The sequence below is a fragment of the Planosporangium flavigriseum genome, assembly GCF_011947225.1.
Classification (GTDB): Bacteria; Actinomycetota; Actinomycetes; order Mycobacteriales; family Micromonosporaceae; genus Planosporangium; species Planosporangium flavigriseum.
The window spans coordinates 120,295-138,464 of sequence record NZ_JAATVW010000013.1 but is presented as its reverse complement, the minus strand read 5'-3'; the positions used below and the strand labels follow the sequence as shown (position 1 = coordinate 138,464).

Here is an 18,170-nt window from a genome sequence, read left to right as displayed (position 1 = left end):
GGGTTGTCCACAGGCACCCTCGCTGTCCACAGCGGCGTGGTCGGGGGCTGCGGAGCACGGAGGGATCGCCCTAGCTTTCCGCGCATGTTCGCATCGCGTCGAGAGGCCGCCGACGATGGCGTACGGGAGCGGTTCATTCGCGTCGTCGGCCTGCCGGAGGTCGAGGAGGTCGGCGCGCCGGCGCCGACCGACCCGCCCGCAGCCGTGCCACCTGCCGGGTCGGGCGAGCCGTACGGGCCGGGTGAGCCGTTCCGGTCGGGTGGGCTGCGCGGCGCGCTGGCGGCGCTGGACCCCGGTCGCCGTGGGGTCCGCGCGCTCGCCGCAGTGGCGGTGATCGCCGTCGCGGTCGCCGGCTTCCTGGCGTGGCGCTCCCGGCCACACGTCGAGCCGATCGGCGTCCGCGCCGAACCATCGCCCGCTGCCAGCCCGTCGAGCGGCCCCTCCGGCGCCATCGTGGTCGCGGTGACCGGCCGCGTACGGCGTCCCGGGCTGATCCGCCTGCCCAGCGGCGCACGGGTCGCCGACGCGATCGAGGCGGCCGGCGGCGTCCTGCCCGAGACCGACCTGTCCTTCGTCAACCTGGCCCGCAAGCTCGTCGACGGGGAACTCGTGACGATCGGCGTGAACCCGCCCCAGGGTGCCGCCGGTCCCGGTGGGGCGGGCGAGGCGCCCGGGGGAGCGCTGGCCGGACCGCTCAACCTCAACACCGCGACCATCGCCCAACTCGACGCGTTGCCGGGCATCGGCCCGGTGCTCGCCCAACACATCGTGGACTACCGCAGCCGGCACGGTCAGTTCCGCTCGGTGGACGAGCTACGGCAGGTCGAGGGACTCGGTGGTGCCCGGTTCAACCAGATCAAGCCGCTGGTGACGGTATGAACGGCGGTTCCTACCCGGATCTGCGGCTCGCCGGGGTCGCTGTGGGCACCTGGTTGGCCGCGCTCGCCGGTAAACTACCATGCGCACATCTTTTCGAGCGGGAGCGTCGGCATGCGAGCGAGCCTCTACGTACGGCTGAGCAAGGCAGCGGGGGACACGAACACGTCCCGTGCCGGGATGATCGCCGAGCTGCGCGACCTTTGCGTCCGCCGAGGCCTTACCGAGGTCGCCCTCCACGTGGACGACGGACTCTCGGGCGCCGTACGCGACCGGCCCGAATTCAAGAGCTGGGTTGACGATGCGCGGGAAGGACGCTGCGACGTCCTCGCGGCGCACCACGTCGACCGGATGACGAGGGAAGGGCTGAACGTCGCGGCGATGATTCTCGACGTTGTCGAAGGGAAGGACTCGACGACCGGGCGGCCGGCGCACAGGCCGGTACGGCTGATCGACACGAAGGGCCTCGACTCCAACGACGGCGACAGCTTCCGGTTTCAGTTCGTGATCAAGGCCGAGATTGCGCGGGCCGAACGTGCCCGCATCGCGGACCGTAACCGTGCGAAGGACAAGCGCCTGCGCCAGGCGGGGCGTTTTGCGGGCGGGACGGCTTCATACGGTTACAAGGTCGTCCCAGCGCCGGACGGAACAGGGAAGACTCTCGCGCTCGACGAGGCCGAGGCCGAGGTGATCCGCGAGGCCGCACAGATGATCCTCGCCGGGCACACGTCGGGTCGGGTGTGCCGATGGCTGAACACGAATGGGCACCCAGCGCGCAAGACAGCGTGGACCCGCACGTCTCTGCTTCAGATCCTTCGCAACGACGCGATCCTTGGCGCCGTGATCAGCGGCGGAAAAGTAATCCGTGATGCCGAGGGGCGTATGTTCACGCCGTATCCGGCCGTGCTCGACCTACCGACCGCGCTCGCCGTTCGCGCGGCGCTGGCGCCGAAGGAGACGCGTGAGTACCAGGGCAGACACCCCGTACGCCTGCTGAGCACGTTGATCACGTGCGATTCCTGCGGCGAGCGCATGCACATTTTCAGGCGCAACGGCGTAGCCGCGTATCGCTGTGTCACGCGCACATCCGGCAAGCTGTGCGAGCGCCCGACTTCCGTCCGGGCTGAAGCGGTCGAGGCGTACGTGACAGAGACGTACCTCGGCGACTTTGGGCACGTGCCCATGTACCGCGAACGCACGATCGTGTCCGGCGCGGCGGCGCTGGCCGAGCTGGACGACCGTATCGCCGCCACGCTGGCAGAGTTGGGCACGGCGGCGACGCCAGAGGCGTTCGCGCGCCTGCAACAGCTCCAGGGCGAACGCGCCGAGGCCGAGCGAGCGCCGCAACAGACGCGCGTTGAGCTTGTGCCGACCGGGCGGTCTCTCGCGGACGAGTGGCACTCGCGCGACGTGGAGGGCAGGCGGGAACTCTTGGCGAGCGCGGTCGCGGTCCTGGCGATTCGGCCGAGCGGGCGAGGTGTGGGATTCACGCCCGACCGGCTCACGCTGATTTGGGCCGAGGGCGACCATGATCCGGACGTGTAAACGGCCCTGAAACGCGAAAAGGCCCCGACGCCGGAGGAGTCCGGGCCGGGGCCTTCGTGTGCGTGCGTGTGCTACCCGCCGAGAGACGACCGCAAAGCGATCTTCAAGCCGCTCGGGTAGGTCGGATGAGGGTCGCCAGACTCAACGCCTCTACGGGCGTCCCTGGCGGGTACCGGCTCGCCATCTCGTCGGCGACCTCATAGCGGACCCAGCGGGTCAGTAGCCGGTACTCGCCCGGCGTCGTCGCGCGGCGGCCGTACCGGTCGACGAGCTGGCGCGTGATCTCGACGCGGACGGCGTCCGGGCCGAACGGGTGCCAGTAGGCGATTGCGTCTTCGTCGAGCTGCACCGTCGCGGGCCTGCCGTTGTCGTACCGCTGGCGCGAGGTCGGCAGGGCGCGGTACGCGCGAGCGGCCGGGGACATGCGCATCAGAAGCCGAACCTTTCTCGCTCAGTCGGCACACGCTCGACGCGGTCCGGGTGCACGGCGACGTACTCGCGGGCGATCGCGCGGAAGTCGACCGCCAGGCCGTGACGGCGGACGTAGCGGTAGGCGTCGGCGTGTACGCGCAGCTCGTGCACGCGGCCGTCGGGCGTCAGGTGCGCGCGCTCGGGCGCGAACGGCGGGACGTCGTCGCGAACCTGCTCGACCGGGCGGCGGCGGGCCTTCGGATTGCCGCTCATGCCGACCACCGGGCGCGTGCCGCACGGCGGGCACGCTCCGACGGCGTGCCGTGCGCGGCGGGCTGAAGCTTCGCCAGGATGGCGGCGGCGGCCGACCGTGCGAGGCGAGCCTCTACGGCGCTCGGGTGCGGGATCGGTTGGCCGGTACTCCCTCGGGCCACCATGCCCGCAGCTAGGGCGACCTCGTCGTGCCGCTCGGCGGCCGATTCGAGCGCGCACGCGTGCCAGAGTTGCGCGACCTCGGCGGCGGTCATGTTCGGGCGTTCGTCGAGGACGGCCTGATACGTGTCCCGCGCACCCTGTGTCCAGGTCGCGGGGAGGTGATCGTGGTCGTCGGGGTGCTCAGGGGCGGTCATACGGGCCTCTCGGATTGTGATCTTGAAAATTGGCACGGAGCGCGCATGCATCGGCGCGAGCTGTGCCGCTCCGGGGAGGGAGGGAGAGGGGGGAGGGGGGCATACCCCACCATACCCACCTAGAACGGACATTATGCCGCGCCAGGGTGCGCCTCAGGCTCGCGTCGCTGCGTCGGTCGCGGGCGCCGCGCCTCGGCCGCCTCGGCTGCTGTCTTCTGCTTGTGGCAGTAGACGCACAGGGCCTGAAGGCCTCCCCACCCTCGCCGGGCTCGCCCGGGTCGTCGGGTGCGCCGCGCTGCTGCGGCTTCGGCCGAGGATTTGGCGCGCATGGTGCGACGGGCCCGCCCGGAAATGTCGTACGTGCTACGTAACCTGCGACTCGATCGAACTTCCACGATTAGGGGGCAGCATTGCGCGCGTTCATCAACGGCACTTCCGTGAGGATCGACCTCGTCCACACCCCTGACGACGCCCTGAAGGTTGTGCGCCTCGCCCTGGCGGCGGGCCTACCGGGAATCACGATCAACCACAGCGGTGATAGCGGACGTGGTCTGCAGATCGACGTGGCCCCGGTACCTGGCACATTCGCCTCCGAGGCGTTGGCCGCCCTGGTCTACGTCGTCGCCGAGATCAACGGCATCACGTCGGAGAAGCTGATCGAGAGTTGGCGCGGGAGGGTCAACCTGCCCGCCACGGTTGCGGACGAGGCGGTCGAGTAGGGGCGGGGTCCTGTGAAGCCCCCAGGGGGCCTGCTCGTCGACATGCGGCGGGCAGGCCCCCAGTGCTCTGATCAGTACCGGTGTCCGCTCCGAGCGATTCGCTTCTGCTCGTCGGTCGCGCCGTCGTAGACGGCCTGATAGACCCGGCGGGCGACGTCCGCAGGACCGGGCAACCGCAGTGCGTCCGGGTGCGGCACGGCGCCAGGGTTGCACTGGCGAAGGAGGCCGAGGGCTTCGTGCGTCTGCCCGAGCAGGTCGAGCGCGGCCCGGCGCTGCCCTTCCGCCGCGCGGTATGTCGGGTGAGTGATCGCGTCGAGGAGGTCGCTCGCGATGCGCTGGCGGTCTCGCTCGGTCACGCGTACGCCCTCGCGCGCCAGGTCCTCGGCAATCGCCAGCGAACGCCAGAACGCGGCGCTATGACGGGTACCCCCGGCGCGGCCGACACGCTCGACGGCAGCCTGAACAGCCGCAGTCGCAGCGTCCAGTTCGGGGCCGAAGCGGTCCTCGGTCAGTGCGGCCCAGTCGGCGGCGTACTTACCGATCAGCTTGTCGGCAGCGTGAGCAGCGGCGCGGGCCTCGCCGAACCGGGCGCGAACGACCTCGGACAAGACCTGAACCTCGGTCGCCTCCTCGGCCTCGCTGATCTCGGCCGGGATCGGCGGGCGCTTCTTGCCCTGCGCAGCAGCTCGACCAGCCTCACGGATCGCGGCGGCCCGTCGCGTCCGCGACTGGCGGGCGTCGTCCTGGTAATCCTGCACAGCGTCGACCGCCGCTTCCCAGGCTTGCCGGCGCTCCTCGCACACGCGGTACGCGGCTGCGAGGTCGGCCGGCACCTCGACCCCCGGAGGCGGGGTGATCGGCGACGGCGGCTCGTCGAAGTCCCCGGCGACGTGACCGGTACCGGTGAACGTTGGGCGCCGGTCGAGGCTGGCGATGACCTTCTGCGGGTCGAAGCCGATTGCGTCGGCGTCGCCGGTCGCGTGGCCAGGGACGAGCGCCGGCCTGACGTCCAGCAGGGGGCTGTCACTGGTCGGGGTCAGGGCCGGATGCGGACGGCCGGGAAGTTGAGGATCGGCTTTGTATTCGGCGATCGCGGCGAGGGCTTCCTGCGTCAGCGTGCCGGACGGGGCGGGGTCGGTCATGGCGGGTCTCCGTTGTGGTCGTCGGGTCGGTCAGGCGTTGTCGCCGCTTCAGGCTGCGGCGAGGTCGAGGGTCGGCATGTGGGTAAGCGCGAACGTCCAGCGGCGCGGCTGACCGTGCGGGCGATTGGCGCGAACCGAGATCCCGTAATCGGCGAGCAAGGGTTCAGCAGCGCGGATGGCACGCGTTGCTGAGCCAAACCCAGTCGACGCGGTGTGCCCCGGTAGACGAGCGGCAGCGAGGCCGACGATTCCGGGGGTCGAGGTCGTCCACTGGCCGTGGTGCTCTAGGACCGTCTCGGCGAGCAGTCGGGCGAAGCGGGCAACGTCGTCAGGTGTGAGTGTGGGCATGGCTTCTCCGTCCTCCGTTCGGTCGTGGAATCGACCCGGACCGTGGCCGCCCGTGCCACGGAGGCAGACACGGACGACCACGGCCGGGGAGCGCGCCGGACCTCCCAGACGGCGCGGGTACAGCAACGCCCCCGGTCGCCGAGGGGGAACGGCGGCGCCGGGGGCGCTGAGTTGGTGGGTGCTACGCGGCGGCAGTGGCCTTACGGGTGCGGAAGGCGGTCAGGCTGACGACGTTGCCACCCAGCGAGCGGGCGGGCGTCGGCGCGGCGGACGGGGCCGGCGTCGAGGACTTCCTACGACGCGCGGTGTGGGCCTCGACCTGCGGTTTCATGTCGGCGTACAGCAGCTCCGCGCAACGCTGAAGCACTGCTTCGGCGAATATGTCAGCCTGAATCGTGGTCATGCCGCCCTCTTCTCCTCCTGGTCGTTCATGTGCTCGGTTCGTGCGATCAAGTCGGCGGCGATGGACGAGACGACGTAGACGCGCACGCCTTGGGCGCCACGCACGCGGGGGCCTAGCTTCTTGTCCGCGACCTCGTAGAACGTCCGGGGGCCGGGGCAGCGCGGCTTATCCGGCAATCCGTAGCGCTCAACGTCCTTTGCGTACGGAACGGGTTTTTGCTTGGCGTCCTTCACCCACTGGCCGATCTCTTCGGCGGCCTCTTCGTACAGCTCGGGCGCCTCGATGCGGTCGCCCGGGTCGGCGTCCTCCTGCCAGAGCTGAAGGAAGCACTCAGCCGAAGCGATCTCGCGGGCGCGAAGGCGAGGGCGGGACTCCTGTTGCCGCTCGGTCGGCGTCTTCGGGGCCTCGCGCTCCTGGCGCTCGACCCGGGGGCGCCACTTCGGCGCGGCGATGCGTGCGGCCTTCACGGTGTCGTACAGGTACGTCGCGACGGCGACGGGGTCTCCATCGCGGAGGTAGATACGAAGGTCGCGGTACGGGCGGCCTGCGTCGTCACGGTCCGGCAGCGCTTCAAGCGAGGCGCGCAGCTCGTCGACGAGGATCGCGGAGGGCGTGACTTGAGGCTCGGCGGCCGTACCGGCCTGGCGACGGACGATCACGAGGTCTCGGGCGTAGACCTCAGCGTCGGCGGAGAGGATCGGCAGGGCGTAGACGCGAGCCAGCACGCGGGGCGACGGCAGCTCGACCGTAATACCGGCGTCCAGCTTCAGACGGCGGGGCCGGTCTGCGGCCTTCGCGGCGCGGCCCCCGTCACGGAGGGCCGCCAGGCGGTCGGCAGGTGATGAGGGTTCCGAGTCTGATGACACGGGCGATCCTTTCGACGTACGGGCGGGGCGGCGGCGGGCGCCGATGGTGAGGCACGAGCGGGGGTCACAAGGGCTTATGCGCCAGCGGGCGCCGAGGTGTTCACGCGGCACGGTTGATCTGCGTCCCACTTCCGAGGGCGCGGCCGGTGGCGCCGGGCGAGGGCCGGGGGCGGCCTAAGCAACGGTCGCGCGCGAGGCTGACGGAAGGCGTCACGAATGATGTTCTCTCGCTTCTTTCTATTCCTTGCTCTAGAGACGACGACGACTAGAACAAGGAATAGGGAGAGTCGGCCGATCATCATTCGTGACGCCTTCCGTCAGCCTCGCCTTGCCTTGCCTCGCCTCGACCCGTCCTCGGCGCCCTCCCCGGCGTGGCCTACCCGGCGGCGCCCGCACCGGGCGGCCTACCGGGCCTCGTCCTGCTCGTGGCGCTTCACGCTCGCCGCAGGCCCGCCCGCAACGCCAAAACGCCCCACAGGGGCCTGCGGCAGGCTCCAGACGGGGCGCTCGGGGTAGGGCTACGCGGCCAGGTCGCCGAGGTCGTCCGGGTCGTCGGCGGCGCCCAGGGCGACGAAGCGGCGCGACCAGGACAGGACGGTCCGCGTCCGTCGTCGGACCGGGTGATATAGCAGGCAGCCGTCCGGATGTATGCGTGTCGTTCATGCCTGCTGCTGTCAGACATTGCTGTCTGCCCGGAGGATGTCCGCCCTCGTTCCGCGAGCAACATCGACGATGCTCTCAGCCGCTACCGCTATGGTGATCACTATGGTGGCGGTCAAGAAGAAGCAGCCGGGGCCGGAGATCTTTCGATACGACCTCGGTGCCGTCCGGATGTGGCGCGAGGACCTGGCCGAGCTGGTCAACGTGCTTAACGACTCTCTCGATAAGCCTCTGGACCTTGAGAGTGGCGGCTATACCCTCGACCGAGTCGAGGACCTGGCTGACGTGCAGGAGAAAACTGTCCCGTACTTCGCCGCGTGGCTGCACGCAGACGGGGAGGCCGGCGCCTATTCACGACGGGTCCACCGTGTTTACTTGATACTTGAGCGCAATAAGTGCACGCTGGAAATGCGAGACCCGGATAACGGAATGCGCTGGGCTGCGTCGGAGGCGATACGGATTGCGAAACGTTGTCGACGTCGGTTTGCATGGCTCATCCGACATGCGCCGTTCATCTTCCTCGGCTTGGCGACATTGTCGACGATGGTCTTCGCGGTGATTATTGCAGCGCTTGGACTCCAGGGCAAAGTTTCACTGACTGCCACTCTCGCTGTACCGACACCATTCGCGTTCGCCGCCGCAATCTCGGCCCTCGCTCGCCCCCACAGGATTCCCTGGGCCGTCCTCTGTACCCGCACTCGCCCGGAGGCTCCGAACTTTTGGAACCGCAAGCGTGATGATATCTGGATCACGGTCGTTAGTAACGTAATTTCGTTAATCCTGGGTGCATGGCTCGGCTACTACTTGTCGTCCAGGAGCTAGGCGGTCGACCGCGCGTCTGAGTCACTGCCACGTCTCGGTTCAGGCTCGGAGGCTTCGTCGTCGTCGTCGAGAACTCCATGTACGTCTTCCGGCGGGTTCTCGCCTCGCGCGATCGCCTGGAGGGTCCTGAGGAGAAGATCTACGGCAAAGCCAAGCGAATCCATCCTTTCGGAGTAGCGGCAGTTACCGGGCCTTGGATTCCAATTGGCATTCTTGTCGATCTCCGGAAGGAACATGAACTGCTCAGCGAGCGCCCAACATCGATCGGTTAGCAATGTATCCATGTAGGGCGCATGGATGGTCATCGCCCGAAACATAGCCCTCTGGACGGATTCGACTTCGGCCGGCATCGTCGGATCGGGACAGTTACCGCTGCCGTCTGGCCTATGGTCCCTATGTGCGATCCGCAACGCGGTGCAAACGTCGGACGCCTCATCAACTAGATGAAGCCACGCATGGACGGCCTGGCGACGCAGGTCCTCAAGCCTCACGTGGTGCTCTACCTCTAACATCCGTTCGGCTTGAAATTGGGCGACACGAAGCGCCCCACGGGTTTGGAACCAGGCCGCGAACGCGGTTGCCGCGCCACCGATCAGGGCGCCGATCAGAGCGCTGACCATTCCCGCCCAGAAGCTTGACATATCGACAGGGTCGCAGGTGGTGGCAAGCGGGGCGTCTAGGATCCGAGGATGGCCGAATAGGCCGGGCCGGCGGCCGTGGTGGCTACCGGCCCGGCGGGCGGACTACCTGCCGCAGGGGGTCATCGGCCGCAGAGCGGGCGGGTACCCATAGAGCAGGCCCCAGAGCTGGATTACGGCTTCCAGCTCGGACGCGGCAAATTGGGCCTCGTAGAGTCCGTTCGGCGTCTCGATCTTCACGGTCGCGAAGGTCTCGAACGTTTCGAGCGTGACCTCGTTGCCGTTCGCGATCCTCCGCACGCCCTCGCGGTACGGCTGGAACAGGATGCTGTCGCCCGTCCCGATGGGGCGTCCTCGACCTCCTCGATCACAGAGGCAGCGGTGTTGGGGTGTGGTGAGGGCGCAGGCGTGGCGGTCATAGGGACGCTCCTTCGGTAGTCGGGTGGTCGCTACCCCTATGCGCCGGCGCGGGCCGGGGTGTTCAGACCGGCGGGCAACATTCCGCGCGGGGTCGACCGATGCGGTACGGCCGACCCCATCACGGCCGTTTACACGCTCGCGGCCATGGCCGAGCGTGCGGCGGTCAGATACCTACGCGCCGTCCGGTCGGACACGCCGACGGCGGCGGCTACATCCGCGCCGGTCAGCTTCGGCCGGTCGGCGAGCAGGGCGGCCACGCGGGCGGCCGTGGCGTTGGCCGGTCTGTCCGCCCTACCGGCCACGCCGGGCACTTCGGCCACGGCGGGCCGTTTGCGCGCGACCGAGGCGGCCGGGGCTGCGGTCGGGCCGTCCGCCATGCTGACCGGGCGGACAGCGGGCATAGCCTGCGCCGGGGCGTCCGATGGCGTCGCGGACAGCGTCGGGACGGCCATGTCCGCGCGGGGCGTGGCCGAGGCGGTCACAGTGGCCGGCGCGAGCCGCCCGGACCGGGCGAGCACTTCCACGGTCAGCAGCAGGGCGACCGCAGGCCACGCGGACACCAGTCGGGCGACCGGGTCCGGGGCGGCCACCATGACGTTAGCGGCCAGTGACGCGGCCACGCCGAGGACGAAGGCCAGCCACGCCGACCACCGCGACCGGCGGCCGTCGCCGAGGGCGAGCGTGGCGACCAGGACCATGCCATCGACCGACAGCGGCAGCAGGGCGGCCAGCAACGGCGGTTGTCCGGCCTGCTCGGCGAGTACGCGCATGTGGTCGTACGAGGCAACGGCGGCGATCGTGGTCACGGCGACGGTACCCGCGATGGACGCGAAGCGGCGGGCGTTCACGCGACCTCACCTGCCAGCCGATCCGCTCGACAGCACGCGCAGTTGTGCGCAGGCTGCCCGAGGTGGGTAGCGCACTGGTCGCCCCGCGCAGGCAAGGCGGCGCCGGTCGGACGCGCAGCGGCGGCGCCTCGTAGGGAGCGCACGCGCGCGGGATGGTTCTTGATGGTTAAGGACGGTTTGTAGGTCGTGTGCGTCCGGTCGTTCGGTCGTGTGCGTCCGGTCGTTCGGTCGTGTACGTCCGCCCGGTCACCTACCGGGAGGACGTGTGCGTCCGCTGGGTTATCCACAGGTTCGGGCGCCTCGGTCGGGCGGCCCGACTGCGGCTCCGCGAACGGGTCGAGAGCGCCGGGCAGCGGCCGACGGCGCTCCGTGGCGAGGTCGTAGACGACCGGGCGCCGATCGGCGGGAAGGAAAGCCGTATGCCGCTGGTCGCCACGGCGGATGAGGCCCAGCCTCAGCAGCTCGTCGAGGTCGCGGCGCACGGACCGGACGGACTTGCGCGCGTAGTGGGCGAGTCGTTCCTGCGACGGGTACGCGGCGCGGCCGTTGGCGTGCGCGTGGTTGGCGAGGCCGATCAGCACGGCCAGGCACTGCGGGGGGACGTCGGGCGCGTCGCTCAGCGCCCACGAGACAGTTTCGATACTCATCGGGCGCCCGCCTGGACAGTCTCGACGGCGACAACCGGCACGCCGTGCAGCTCGGCAATGACCGGTTCGAACAGCGTCGAGCAGTCGCCGACGGTCACGAGCAAGTCGGCAGCGGCGACGGCGTCCAGGTCGTCGCCGACCGCGTCTAGGAGGTCGTAAACGTCCGGGCCGACGGTCGGCGTCGCCGTGGTGACGAGGTAGCCGGCGGCGGTCAGCTCGTCAGCGGCCTCGGCGATCAGCGCGGCCTCGGCGGCGCTTCCCGTGACGTAGACGCGGAGACAGGTAGGTTCGTGCATGGGTCGCCCTCCAGTGGCGATCAAGGCCCTGGGCGAGCGTTGCCGCGCTGCTCAGGGCCGACTTATGCGACGGCCGGTCGAGTAGTGCGGATGACCGGCTAGCCGCCCTCGCGACGCTCCACCTGTCGTGGCGGGCCGGGGCGGCGCTCGCCGTGGCCGCCGTGGCCGTCAGTCTCGGGTGCTACGCCACCAGACTTCCCGGTCGCATGGTCGTTCTGGGAGTGCTGGCCGGGGTCGTCGGCGGGGCCGGGGTCACGGCGTCCCGGGTGGCGCTGCGCGACGCCGACGAGGTGACCGGACTCGCTCGCGAGCGCGCCGCCGTCCACGCCGATCTACTGGTCACCGACGATCCACGGCCGACGCGGAGCACTGCCGGCCGGTCGGCGCAGTACGCGATCGCCGCCGACCTCACCCGGCTGCGGGTGGCAGACGGCCCGGCACTGCGCCTGTCGGTACGAGTACTGGTGCTCGGCGCCGACCCCGCCTGGCAGGGGATGTTGCCGGGGCAGCGGGTGGTGGTCGACGGCCGCCTCGCCCCTACGCGCGGGGGAGACCTGCGTTCGGCCGTCCTGACGGTCCCGGGTGGGCCACGCCTCGTCGGTCGGGCCCCGTGGGCACAGCGGGCAGCCGGGCGGCTACGCGCCGGCCTGCAGCGGGCCTGCGCGCCCCTGCCGCCGGAGCCGGGTGGGCTGCTGCCGGGGCTGGTCGTCGGCGACACCACGCGCCTGGTGCAGACCGTCGCGGACGATTTCCGTACCACCGGCATGACCCACTTACTGGCTGTTTCCGGCTCGAACGTTGCGATTGTGTTGGGCGCGGTGCTCGGCCTCGCCCGCTGGTGCCGGGCCGGACCACGGTCAGCCGCCGCCCTCTCCGTCGTCGCGCTCATCGGCTTCGTGATCCTGGTACGCCCGTCACCGAGCGTCCTACGCGCGGCGGCGTTGGGCGGGTTCGCGCTGATCGCGCTCGCGAGCGGTCGGCCACGTTCGGCCGTACCCGGGCTCGCCGCGGTGGTGGTGCTCCTGATCCTCATCGACCCCCAACTCGCCGGCGAGCCGGGCTTCGCGCTGTCTGTTCTCGCGACGGCGGGCCTGCTGCTGATCGCACCCGGGTGGCGGGACGCGCTGTGCCGGCACGGGGTACCCGCCGGCCTGGCCGAGGCGATCGCGGTGCCCGCGGCGGCTCAGCTCACCTGTGCTCCTGTCATCGCCGCTCTGTCGGGCACCGTCGGGCTCGCCGCCGTTCCGGCCAACCTGCTCGCGGTGCCGGCGGTCCCGCCGGCCACCGTGCTCGGCGTCGTCTCGGCGCTGCTGTCGCCCGGGTGGCCGGCCGGCGCCGAGATGGTGGCGTGGCTGGCCGCCTGGCCGGCCCGCTGGCTCGTCCTCGTCGGACACTATGGCGCGCAGACGCCAGCGGGCGTCGCGCCGTGGCCGGGCGGCGCCGTCGGTGGGGTGGTGCTCGCGGCGGTGCTGCTGGCGCTGCTGGTTGCCGCCCGGCACCGCCTGGTGCGCCGACTGGCGGCCATCGTGGCGGCCGCGGCCGTCGTGGGCACCATGCCGGTACGGCTGGTCGCGCCGGGCTGGCCACCGCCGGGCTGGCTCATGGTGGTGTGCGACGTGGGTCAGGGCGACGCGGCGGTGCTTCCGGTCGGGCCCGGCCAGGCGATCGTCGTCGACGCCGGTCCCGACCCGACCGCGGTCGACGGGTGCCTGCGCCGGCTCGGGGTCCGCCACGTCCCGCTGCTGGTGGTCAGCCACTTCCATATCGACCACGTCGGTGGTGTGGAGGGCGTGTTCCGCAACCGCTCGGTAGGCGCGGTGGTGACCACGGCCCACCCCGAGCCAGCCCTCGGGCGCCGCCAGGTGATCGAAGCCGCCACCGCCCGGCGCACTCCGGTACGTCAAGCGATGCCGGGGGAGGTGTACGCGAGTGCCGGGCTGCGGCTGGCCGTACTCGGGCCGAGTCGGCCGCTGGTCAACACGCGGTCGGACCCGAACAACAACTCGCTCGTCCTCCGCGCCACCGTCCGGGGACACTCGCTCCTGCTCGCCGGAGACGCCGAGGAGGATGAACAGCACACGCTCCTGAGTACTGAGTTTCGCAACAGCGTGGTGCGGGTCGACGTGTTGAAGGTCGCCCACCACGGCTCCGCTTTCCAAAGCCCGGAGTTCCTCGACGCGGTACGCCCGTCGGTCGCGCTCGTCTCAGTCGGCACCGGCAACATGTACGGCCACCCCAACGCGGCAGTGCTCGACCGGCTCACCCGCGGCGGCGCCCGGGTGCTGCGCACCGACGTCTCCGGCGACCTGGCCGCCGTCGACCTCGACGGGCGGCTGGCCGTGGCGGTTCGCGGCGTGCCGGCCGGTGACGGGCGCCGGCGGTAGGGCAGGCCGTGCGACGATTGCAGCCGTGCCCCCAAAGCTGTCCGCCGACGTGCGCCTCGTCCTGGGTGACGAAGAACTCCTCGTCGCCAGGGCGGTGAGCGAGGCGATCGCCGCCGTCCGCGAGATCGAACCCGACGCCGAAGTCAGTCAGTACGCCGCCGGTGAGTTGGTGCCCGGAGAAATGGCCGAGATGACCAGTCCCTCGCTGTTCGGCGGGCGGCGGGTACTCGTCGTGAGGAGCGCGCAGGACGCTAAGAAGGATCTGGCCGCCGCGCTCCTGGCGTACGTACGCGATCCCGACCCGGACGTCTCCCTCGTGATCACTCATGCGGGCGGCGCGAAGGGCAAGGCACTGGCCGACGGGCTCAAGAACGCCGGCGCGCGGGTCATCCCCGCCAGCAAGATCACTAAGCATCGGGAGCGGGTCGACTTCGTCCGGGCCGAGGTGCGCCGGCTCGGGGGCAAGTGCGCAGAGGACGCCGCCGAGGCACTGATCGCCGCGGTCGGCAACGACCTACGGGAACTTGTGGCCGCCTGCTCCCAGCTGGTCGCCGACACCGGGGGGACGATCGGGGCCGAGACCGTCGCCCGCTACTACAAGGGCCGCGCGGAGGTCAGCGGGTTCACCGTGGCTGACGCGGCGATGGTCGGTGACCTGCCGGCAGCCCTGGAGGCGCTGCGCTGGGCGCTGCACGTCGGCGTCGATCCGGTGCCGATCGCCGACGCGCTGGCGGACGGGGTGCGTACGGTCGCCCGGGTGGCGTCGGCCGGCCGCGGCAACGCGTACCAACTGGCCAGCGCGCTGGGGATGCCAGCGTGGAAGATCGAGCGCGCGCAGCGCCAGTCCCGGGGCTGGAGCGCCGACGCGCTCGTGGACGCCATGCGGGTGGCAGCCGACTGCAACGCCGCTGTCAAGGGCGGCTCGGACGACCGCGGATACGCCCTGGAGCGGGCGGTCTTCGCGATCGCAGCCGCCCGGAACGGGGGAGCGGCGCGGTAGGGCGGCCGTCAGCCGGGACACGCCGAGGCTGATCGCCGTCAGCCGAGGCACGCCTAGCCTGATTTGGGAACGCCAAAACGCCGCCGGGCCTGAAGGCCCAGGCGGCGTCAGCGAGGCGTCGAAAGAGAAGCTCAGGCCGCCAGCGACTCAAGCCGCTTGGCGATGGCCGACTTGCGGTTGGCCGCCTGGTTCTTGTGGATAACGCCCTTGCTTACGGCCTTGTCGAGCCGGCGAGCGGCATCGCGCATCAGTTCGGTCGCGAGCGCGTTGTCACCGGCCTCAGCGGCCTCGTTGAACTTGCGGACAGACGTCTTCAGCGCAGACTTGACCGACTTGTTGCGGAGCCGGCGCTTCTCGTTCTGCCGGTTGCGCTTGATCTGGGACTTGATGTTCGCCACGCGACAGCCTCGTCAAGGTAGTTCGGGTTGGAGTCGAGTGCGCCTGTGAGACGGAGCCTCAGCAATGCGCGAAGAGCCAGGTTACCAGGTGTGCCCGCGACCGGCCAAAACAGCGGGTCCCCGGCTCAGCTCGGGGACGGTTGTCCCGCCGGTGACGTGCTGGGACTCGCCGGTCGGGGAAGGGCGCTGCCCTTAAGGTACTCCTCCCAGGGCACGTTCCAGTCGGTCCAGCCGTCGCCCCAGTCCAGGCCGCGCTCGGTGCCCTTGACGATCACCGGATCGCCGACGTGTGTCTGATGCCACAGCCACTCGGCGTTCTCCATCGAAATGTTGGTGCAGCCGTGGGAGACGTTGCGCCGCCCCTGATCTCCGACGGACCACGGGGCGGCGTGGATGTACTGCCCGCCCCAGGTCAGCCGCTGCGGCCACGAGACCTTGGTGCGGTACCCGTCCTGAGAGTCGACCGGAACGCCGTAGGTCGACGAGTCGAACCACTCCCACTCGTTCTTGACCATGACGATCATGTTTCCGCTCGACGAGGGCGCGCTCGGCTTACCGAGGCTCACCGGCATCGTCTTGATCTCCTGGTCGTTGCGGGTGACCGACATCGTCTTGGTCGCGTTGTCGACGGTCATCACGAACTTGTCGCCGATGGAGGTGCGTACGGTCACGTCGGTGGCGCCGTACGCGCCACCCCCGAACGGTAGACCGCCGGTGGCCAGCCGGATGGACAGCTTGGTGCCGGCCTGCCAGTACTCACGGGGCCGGAAGTGGACCTCGTGGCCGTTGAACCAGTTCCACGCGCCCTCCTGTGCCGGCTCGCTCGCGACGAACAGGCGCTTCTCGACGTTGGCCCGTTGGTCTGCGGGGATGTCGTCGCCGAAGTTGACCACCACCGGCATGCCGACGCCGTAGACGAGGTCGTCGCCGAGCTGGCTGCGCACCGAGATCAGGTTGTCGGGCCGGTCCATCGTGGTGAACGTGACCGTTTTGCTGGTTTCGTTGCCGCTCGCACCGGTTGCCGACACCTTCGCGGTGTACCGCGTCGAGTACTTCAGCTGCGCGTTCGGCATCCACGCCGAGTTGTCCGGACGCGCCGCGCCCTCGACGGGTGCGCCGGTGGCGTCGGCGAGGGTCACGGTCGCCGACCGCGCGTTTTCGGTTCGGAACGCGATCTCTGCGGAGGTGGGTACGTCCGTGGCGCCGTCGGCGGGGAAGCTGATGGCCGCGGTCGGCGCGGCCGGGGTGCTGGCAGCCGGGGTCGGCGTACGGACCTTGGTGGCGGGGGAGGACTTGCCCGGGCCGCACGCGGCGATGGTCAGCAGCCCGGCCAGTGCCACCGCCACTCCGAGCCGTCGCGGCCGCCGGCGGGTCACCCTCTGCCCCATGTCCATCTCCCCGTGCCAGTGTCTGGCGTCAATGGTCTCGCAGCGATGCCACCCGCGGGGGCCCCTTTTTCGGGCTGTCAGCCCGACACGCGCCGGCATGAGGGGAACGGGTTGGGAGGCGGCGTAAACGGCGTGCTATCGTTCTCTGCGTTCCAGTGAGCGCCGCTAGCTCAACTGGCAGAGCAGCGGACTCTTAATCCGCGGGTTCGGGGTTCGAGTCCCTGGCGGCGCACCACAGGAGGCAGGCCCTGAGCTGGCGTTTCTCGCCGGTTCGGGGCCTGTTTTGTAATGTGCCGGCGGTGGCCGGGTGCTCGTGAGCCGTTGGGCCAGTGTCGCCACCGGTAGATTAGTGCTGCGACCGTGGACGTCGGGGGCCGACGAGTGGCTGCGGCGGTGAGTGACGTTGTGGTCGTCGGTTATTCGCTTGGTCGAGCGGGTTCGGCAGGTGCAGCGCCGGGGTGGCTCCGTATCAGGGCTGGCCAGCGCCCGCGTGGCGTTGGTGCGCCATCCTCGCTGGCATTCTTCCGAAGATTCCCGGCGGCATCCCCCCGGGGTATTGCGCCGCTAAATGTTGATGGGATCACAGGATGGGCGTAGCATTTCTGCTACGCTTCCGCGGTCATAAGCCGAAGGAGACGGCATGAAGCACACGCACAGCGCCTTCTGGGATGACCTGGCCGAAGACCTCAAAGATCCCGACTTCCTCCGCGACTACATCCTTGAAGCCATGCGGATTCAGACGGTGGACCACCTGGTTAACAGCCTCGATGAGGCGCGCGAGGCGGCGGGGATGACCAAGGCCGACGTTGCCCGCGCCGTCCGTGCTAAGGACTCGGTGATCCGCCGGCTGTTCAGTGAATCCAGTCGGAACTACACGGTGGAGACGCTGTCGGCGGTAGCCGCCGCCCTCGGGATGCGGCTCACCCTCGAACCACTCCCCGAGGCTGAGCGTGCCTACATCACCGAGCCGCTGCTCAGCGGATCGGCTGCTGATACTCACGCCTTGGCGCAGCACCTCACCGAGGTGCGTGACTCCGACCGCGAGGAGCCCGCCCTGGTCTGAGATCGGACCTCAGGCCAGGGATCGGGGGTTGCGGGCGAGGTACTCCTCGCCGAGCGCCCGCACGTCCTTGTAGTCGGACTCAGACAAAACGGTCTGGAACGGCTTGTCCAGTCCGGTCACGATCACGAGCAGCGGGCGAAGGCAGTCCTTAGCCTTGTAGTCGAGTAGGCAGTACAAGCGGTAGTGGTGGCGCTTAGGGCCATCCACGCGGACCTCGAACCAGCCCGCCATGTCGCCCTTCATCGCCTCCCAGTAGCCACCGCCCGCGAACCGCTTCGGCGGAGCGGCGGCTACCTCCACGAGGACAGCCCGCATCTTCGCGCGGACTGTCGTGGGGCACAGCCTGAGGAACTCGCGGCCAGGAGCAGACTCGGTCGGATCGTCCTCGCGGTGGCGCCGGAAATACACCACGTCATGCGCGTCGTCCGAGGACGGTGCGACACGCACCGTCGTCGGGATGCTCTGGCGGCGCGCAGGGGTCATGCTGCGGCGAGCGCGACGATCGGGGGACATGAATTCAGGCTAGCCTCGCACCCTGACAAAACCGGCGCTCGCTGTTGCCTTACGCCCTGGCGTGTCGCTTCCGAGGAAGCTCTGCCTCGAACGCCTGCTGGCGGTCGCTGCTTTTGCATAGTCAACTTGCCGAGGCCGTGGCGGTCCCCCTCTT

22 protein-coding genes and 1 tRNA gene are annotated in these 18,170 nt (G+C 69.9%); 8 read left to right on the top strand and 15 right to left on the bottom strand.

The features are described from left to right. Positions 1-84 precede the first annotated feature (84 nt). Complete coding sequence (locus tag HC028_RS18540; RefSeq protein ID WP_168078610.1) at positions 85-879, top strand: ComEA family DNA-binding protein; 795 nt, start codon at positions 85-87, stop codon at positions 877-879. A gap of 111 nt (positions 880-990) precedes the next feature. Then, positions 991-2,421: a recombinase family protein gene (locus HC028_RS18535; protein ID WP_168078609.1), complete on the top strand. Its 1,431-nt coding sequence runs from the start codon at positions 991-993 to the stop codon at positions 2,419-2,421. Between the two features lie 103 nt (positions 2,422-2,524). On the opposite strand, the gene HC028_RS18530 is transcribed toward HC028_RS18535, so the two are convergent. Genes HC028_RS18530 through HC028_RS18520 form a run of 3 tightly spaced genes read right to left on the bottom strand, consistent with a single transcriptional unit; the run spans position 2,525 to position 3,461 of the window. Then, positions 2,525-2,851, bottom strand: coding sequence for a hypothetical protein (locus tag HC028_RS18530; protein ID WP_168078608.1), 327 nt, complete (start codon positions 2,849-2,851; stop codon positions 2,525-2,527). After that, positions 2,851-3,105, bottom strand: coding sequence for a hypothetical protein (locus HC028_RS18525; RefSeq protein ID WP_168078607.1), 255 nt, complete (start codon positions 3,103-3,105; stop codon positions 2,851-2,853). The genes HC028_RS18530 and HC028_RS18525 overlap by 1 nt, the downstream gene beginning before the upstream one ends. Next, positions 3,102-3,461: a hypothetical protein gene (locus HC028_RS18520; RefSeq protein WP_168078606.1), complete on the bottom strand. Its 360-nt coding sequence runs from the start codon at positions 3,459-3,461 to the stop codon at positions 3,102-3,104. The genes HC028_RS18525 and HC028_RS18520 overlap by 4 nt, the downstream gene beginning before the upstream one ends. 437 nt (positions 3,462-3,898) lie before the next feature. Between HC028_RS18520 and HC028_RS18515 the strand changes: the two genes are divergently transcribed. Continuing rightward, positions 3,899-4,180, top strand: a complete 282-nt coding sequence (locus tag HC028_RS18515; protein WP_168078605.1) for a hypothetical protein — start codon at positions 3,899-3,901, stop codon at positions 4,178-4,180. A 71-nt stretch (positions 4,181-4,251) separates the two neighbouring features. On the opposite strand, the gene HC028_RS18510 is transcribed toward HC028_RS18515, so the two are convergent. The 4 genes from HC028_RS18510 to HC028_RS18495 form a co-directional block, all read right to left on the bottom strand. Further along, positions 4,252-5,322 carry a hypothetical protein gene (locus tag HC028_RS18510; RefSeq protein ID WP_168078604.1) on the bottom strand — a complete coding sequence of 357 codons (1,071 nt, stop codon included), beginning with the start codon at positions 5,320-5,322 and terminating at the stop codon, positions 4,252-4,254. A 48-nt stretch (positions 5,323-5,370) separates the two neighbouring features. Beyond that, positions 5,371-5,670, bottom strand: coding sequence for a hypothetical protein (locus HC028_RS18505; protein ID WP_168078603.1), 300 nt, complete (start codon positions 5,668-5,670; stop codon positions 5,371-5,373). 181 nt (positions 5,671-5,851) lie between these two features. Beyond that, a complete protein-coding gene (locus tag HC028_RS18500) occupies positions 5,852-6,073 on the bottom strand; it encodes a hypothetical protein (protein ID WP_168078602.1) in 222 nt (73 codons plus the stop codon). Next, complete coding sequence (locus HC028_RS18495) at positions 6,070-6,939, bottom strand: DUF2390 domain-containing protein (RefSeq protein WP_168078601.1); 870 nt, start codon at positions 6,937-6,939, stop codon at positions 6,070-6,072. The genes HC028_RS18500 and HC028_RS18495 overlap by 4 nt, the downstream gene beginning before the upstream one ends. A 765-nt stretch (positions 6,940-7,704) precedes the next feature. Between HC028_RS18495 and HC028_RS18490 the strand changes: the two genes are divergently transcribed. Next, the gene (locus HC028_RS18490) at positions 7,705-8,421 is read left to right on the top strand and encodes a hypothetical protein (protein WP_168078600.1); all 717 of its coding nucleotides are present in this window, start codon (positions 7,705-7,707) and stop codon (positions 8,419-8,421) included. Here HC028_RS18490 and HC028_RS18485 read toward each other — a convergent pair. From HC028_RS18485 to HC028_RS18465, 5 genes are all read right to left on the bottom strand, one after another. Beyond that, positions 8,418-9,062: a hypothetical protein gene (locus HC028_RS18485; protein WP_168078599.1), complete on the bottom strand. Its 645-nt coding sequence runs from the start codon at positions 9,060-9,062 to the stop codon at positions 8,418-8,420. The genes HC028_RS18490 and HC028_RS18485 overlap by 4 nt on opposite strands. A 102-nt stretch (positions 9,063-9,164) precedes the next feature. After that, on the bottom strand, positions 9,165-9,359 hold the full coding sequence (locus tag HC028_RS18480; RefSeq protein WP_168078598.1) for a hypothetical protein: 195 nt from the start codon (positions 9,357-9,359) through the stop codon (positions 9,165-9,167). Between the two features lie 248 nt (positions 9,360-9,607). Next, positions 9,608-10,327, bottom strand: coding sequence for a DUF2637 domain-containing protein (locus HC028_RS18475; RefSeq protein ID WP_168078597.1), 720 nt, complete (start codon positions 10,325-10,327; stop codon positions 9,608-9,610). Beyond that, positions 10,324-10,974, bottom strand: a complete 651-nt coding sequence (locus HC028_RS18470) for a helix-turn-helix domain-containing protein (protein WP_168078596.1) — start codon at positions 10,972-10,974, stop codon at positions 10,324-10,326. Before HC028_RS18470 ends, HC028_RS18475 begins: the two co-directional genes overlap by 4 nt. Continuing rightward, on the bottom strand, positions 10,971-11,270 hold the full coding sequence (locus tag HC028_RS18465; protein WP_168078595.1) for a hypothetical protein: 300 nt from the start codon (positions 11,268-11,270) through the stop codon (positions 10,971-10,973). Before HC028_RS18465 ends, HC028_RS18470 begins: the two co-directional genes overlap by 4 nt. Before the next feature lie 206 nt (positions 11,271-11,476). On the opposite strand from HC028_RS18465, the gene HC028_RS18460 reads away from it, so the two are divergent. Together HC028_RS18460 and holA are read left to right on the top strand one after the other, a co-directional pair. Beyond that, the gene (locus HC028_RS18460; protein WP_203981579.1) at positions 11,477-13,654 is read left to right on the top strand and encodes a ComEC/Rec2 family competence protein; all 2,178 of its coding nucleotides are present in this window, start codon (positions 11,477-11,479) and stop codon (positions 13,652-13,654) included. A 16-nt stretch (positions 13,655-13,670) separates the two neighbouring features. After that, positions 13,671-14,654, top strand: a complete 984-nt coding sequence (holA, locus tag HC028_RS18455; RefSeq protein WP_168078653.1) for a DNA polymerase III subunit delta — start codon at positions 13,671-13,673, stop codon at positions 14,652-14,654. Positions 14,655-14,785: 131 nt separating this feature from the next. On the opposite strand, the gene rpsT is transcribed toward holA, so the two are convergent. Both rpsT and HC028_RS18445 read right to left on the bottom strand, forming a co-directional pair. Further along, entirely contained in the window at positions 14,786-15,052 is a 267-nt protein-coding gene (gene rpsT, locus HC028_RS18450; RefSeq protein WP_168078594.1) for a 30S ribosomal protein S20, read from the bottom strand. A gap of 125 nt (positions 15,053-15,177) precedes the next feature. Continuing rightward, positions 15,178-16,440, bottom strand: coding sequence for a L,D-transpeptidase (locus tag HC028_RS18445; RefSeq protein WP_205861514.1), 1,263 nt, complete (start codon positions 16,438-16,440; stop codon positions 15,178-15,180). A 159-nt stretch (positions 16,441-16,599) separates the two neighbouring features. On the opposite strand from HC028_RS18445, the gene HC028_RS18440 reads away from it, so the two are divergent. Both HC028_RS18440 and HC028_RS18435 read left to right on the top strand, forming a co-directional pair. Then, positions 16,600-16,675: transfer RNA gene (locus HC028_RS18440), tRNA-Lys, on the top strand. A 405-nt stretch (positions 16,676-17,080) separates the two neighbouring features. After that, a complete protein-coding gene (locus tag HC028_RS18435) occupies positions 17,081-17,503 on the top strand; it encodes a helix-turn-helix domain-containing protein (RefSeq protein WP_168078592.1) in 423 nt (140 codons plus the stop codon). Positions 17,504-17,512: 9 nt separating this feature from the next. Here HC028_RS18435 and HC028_RS18430 read toward each other — a convergent pair whose 3' ends face one another. Beyond that, positions 17,513-18,016 (bottom strand): hypothetical protein, encoded by a 504-nt coding sequence (locus HC028_RS18430; RefSeq protein ID WP_203981675.1) that lies wholly within the window; start codon positions 18,014-18,016, stop codon positions 17,513-17,515. Positions 18,017-18,170: the final 154 nt, after the last annotated feature.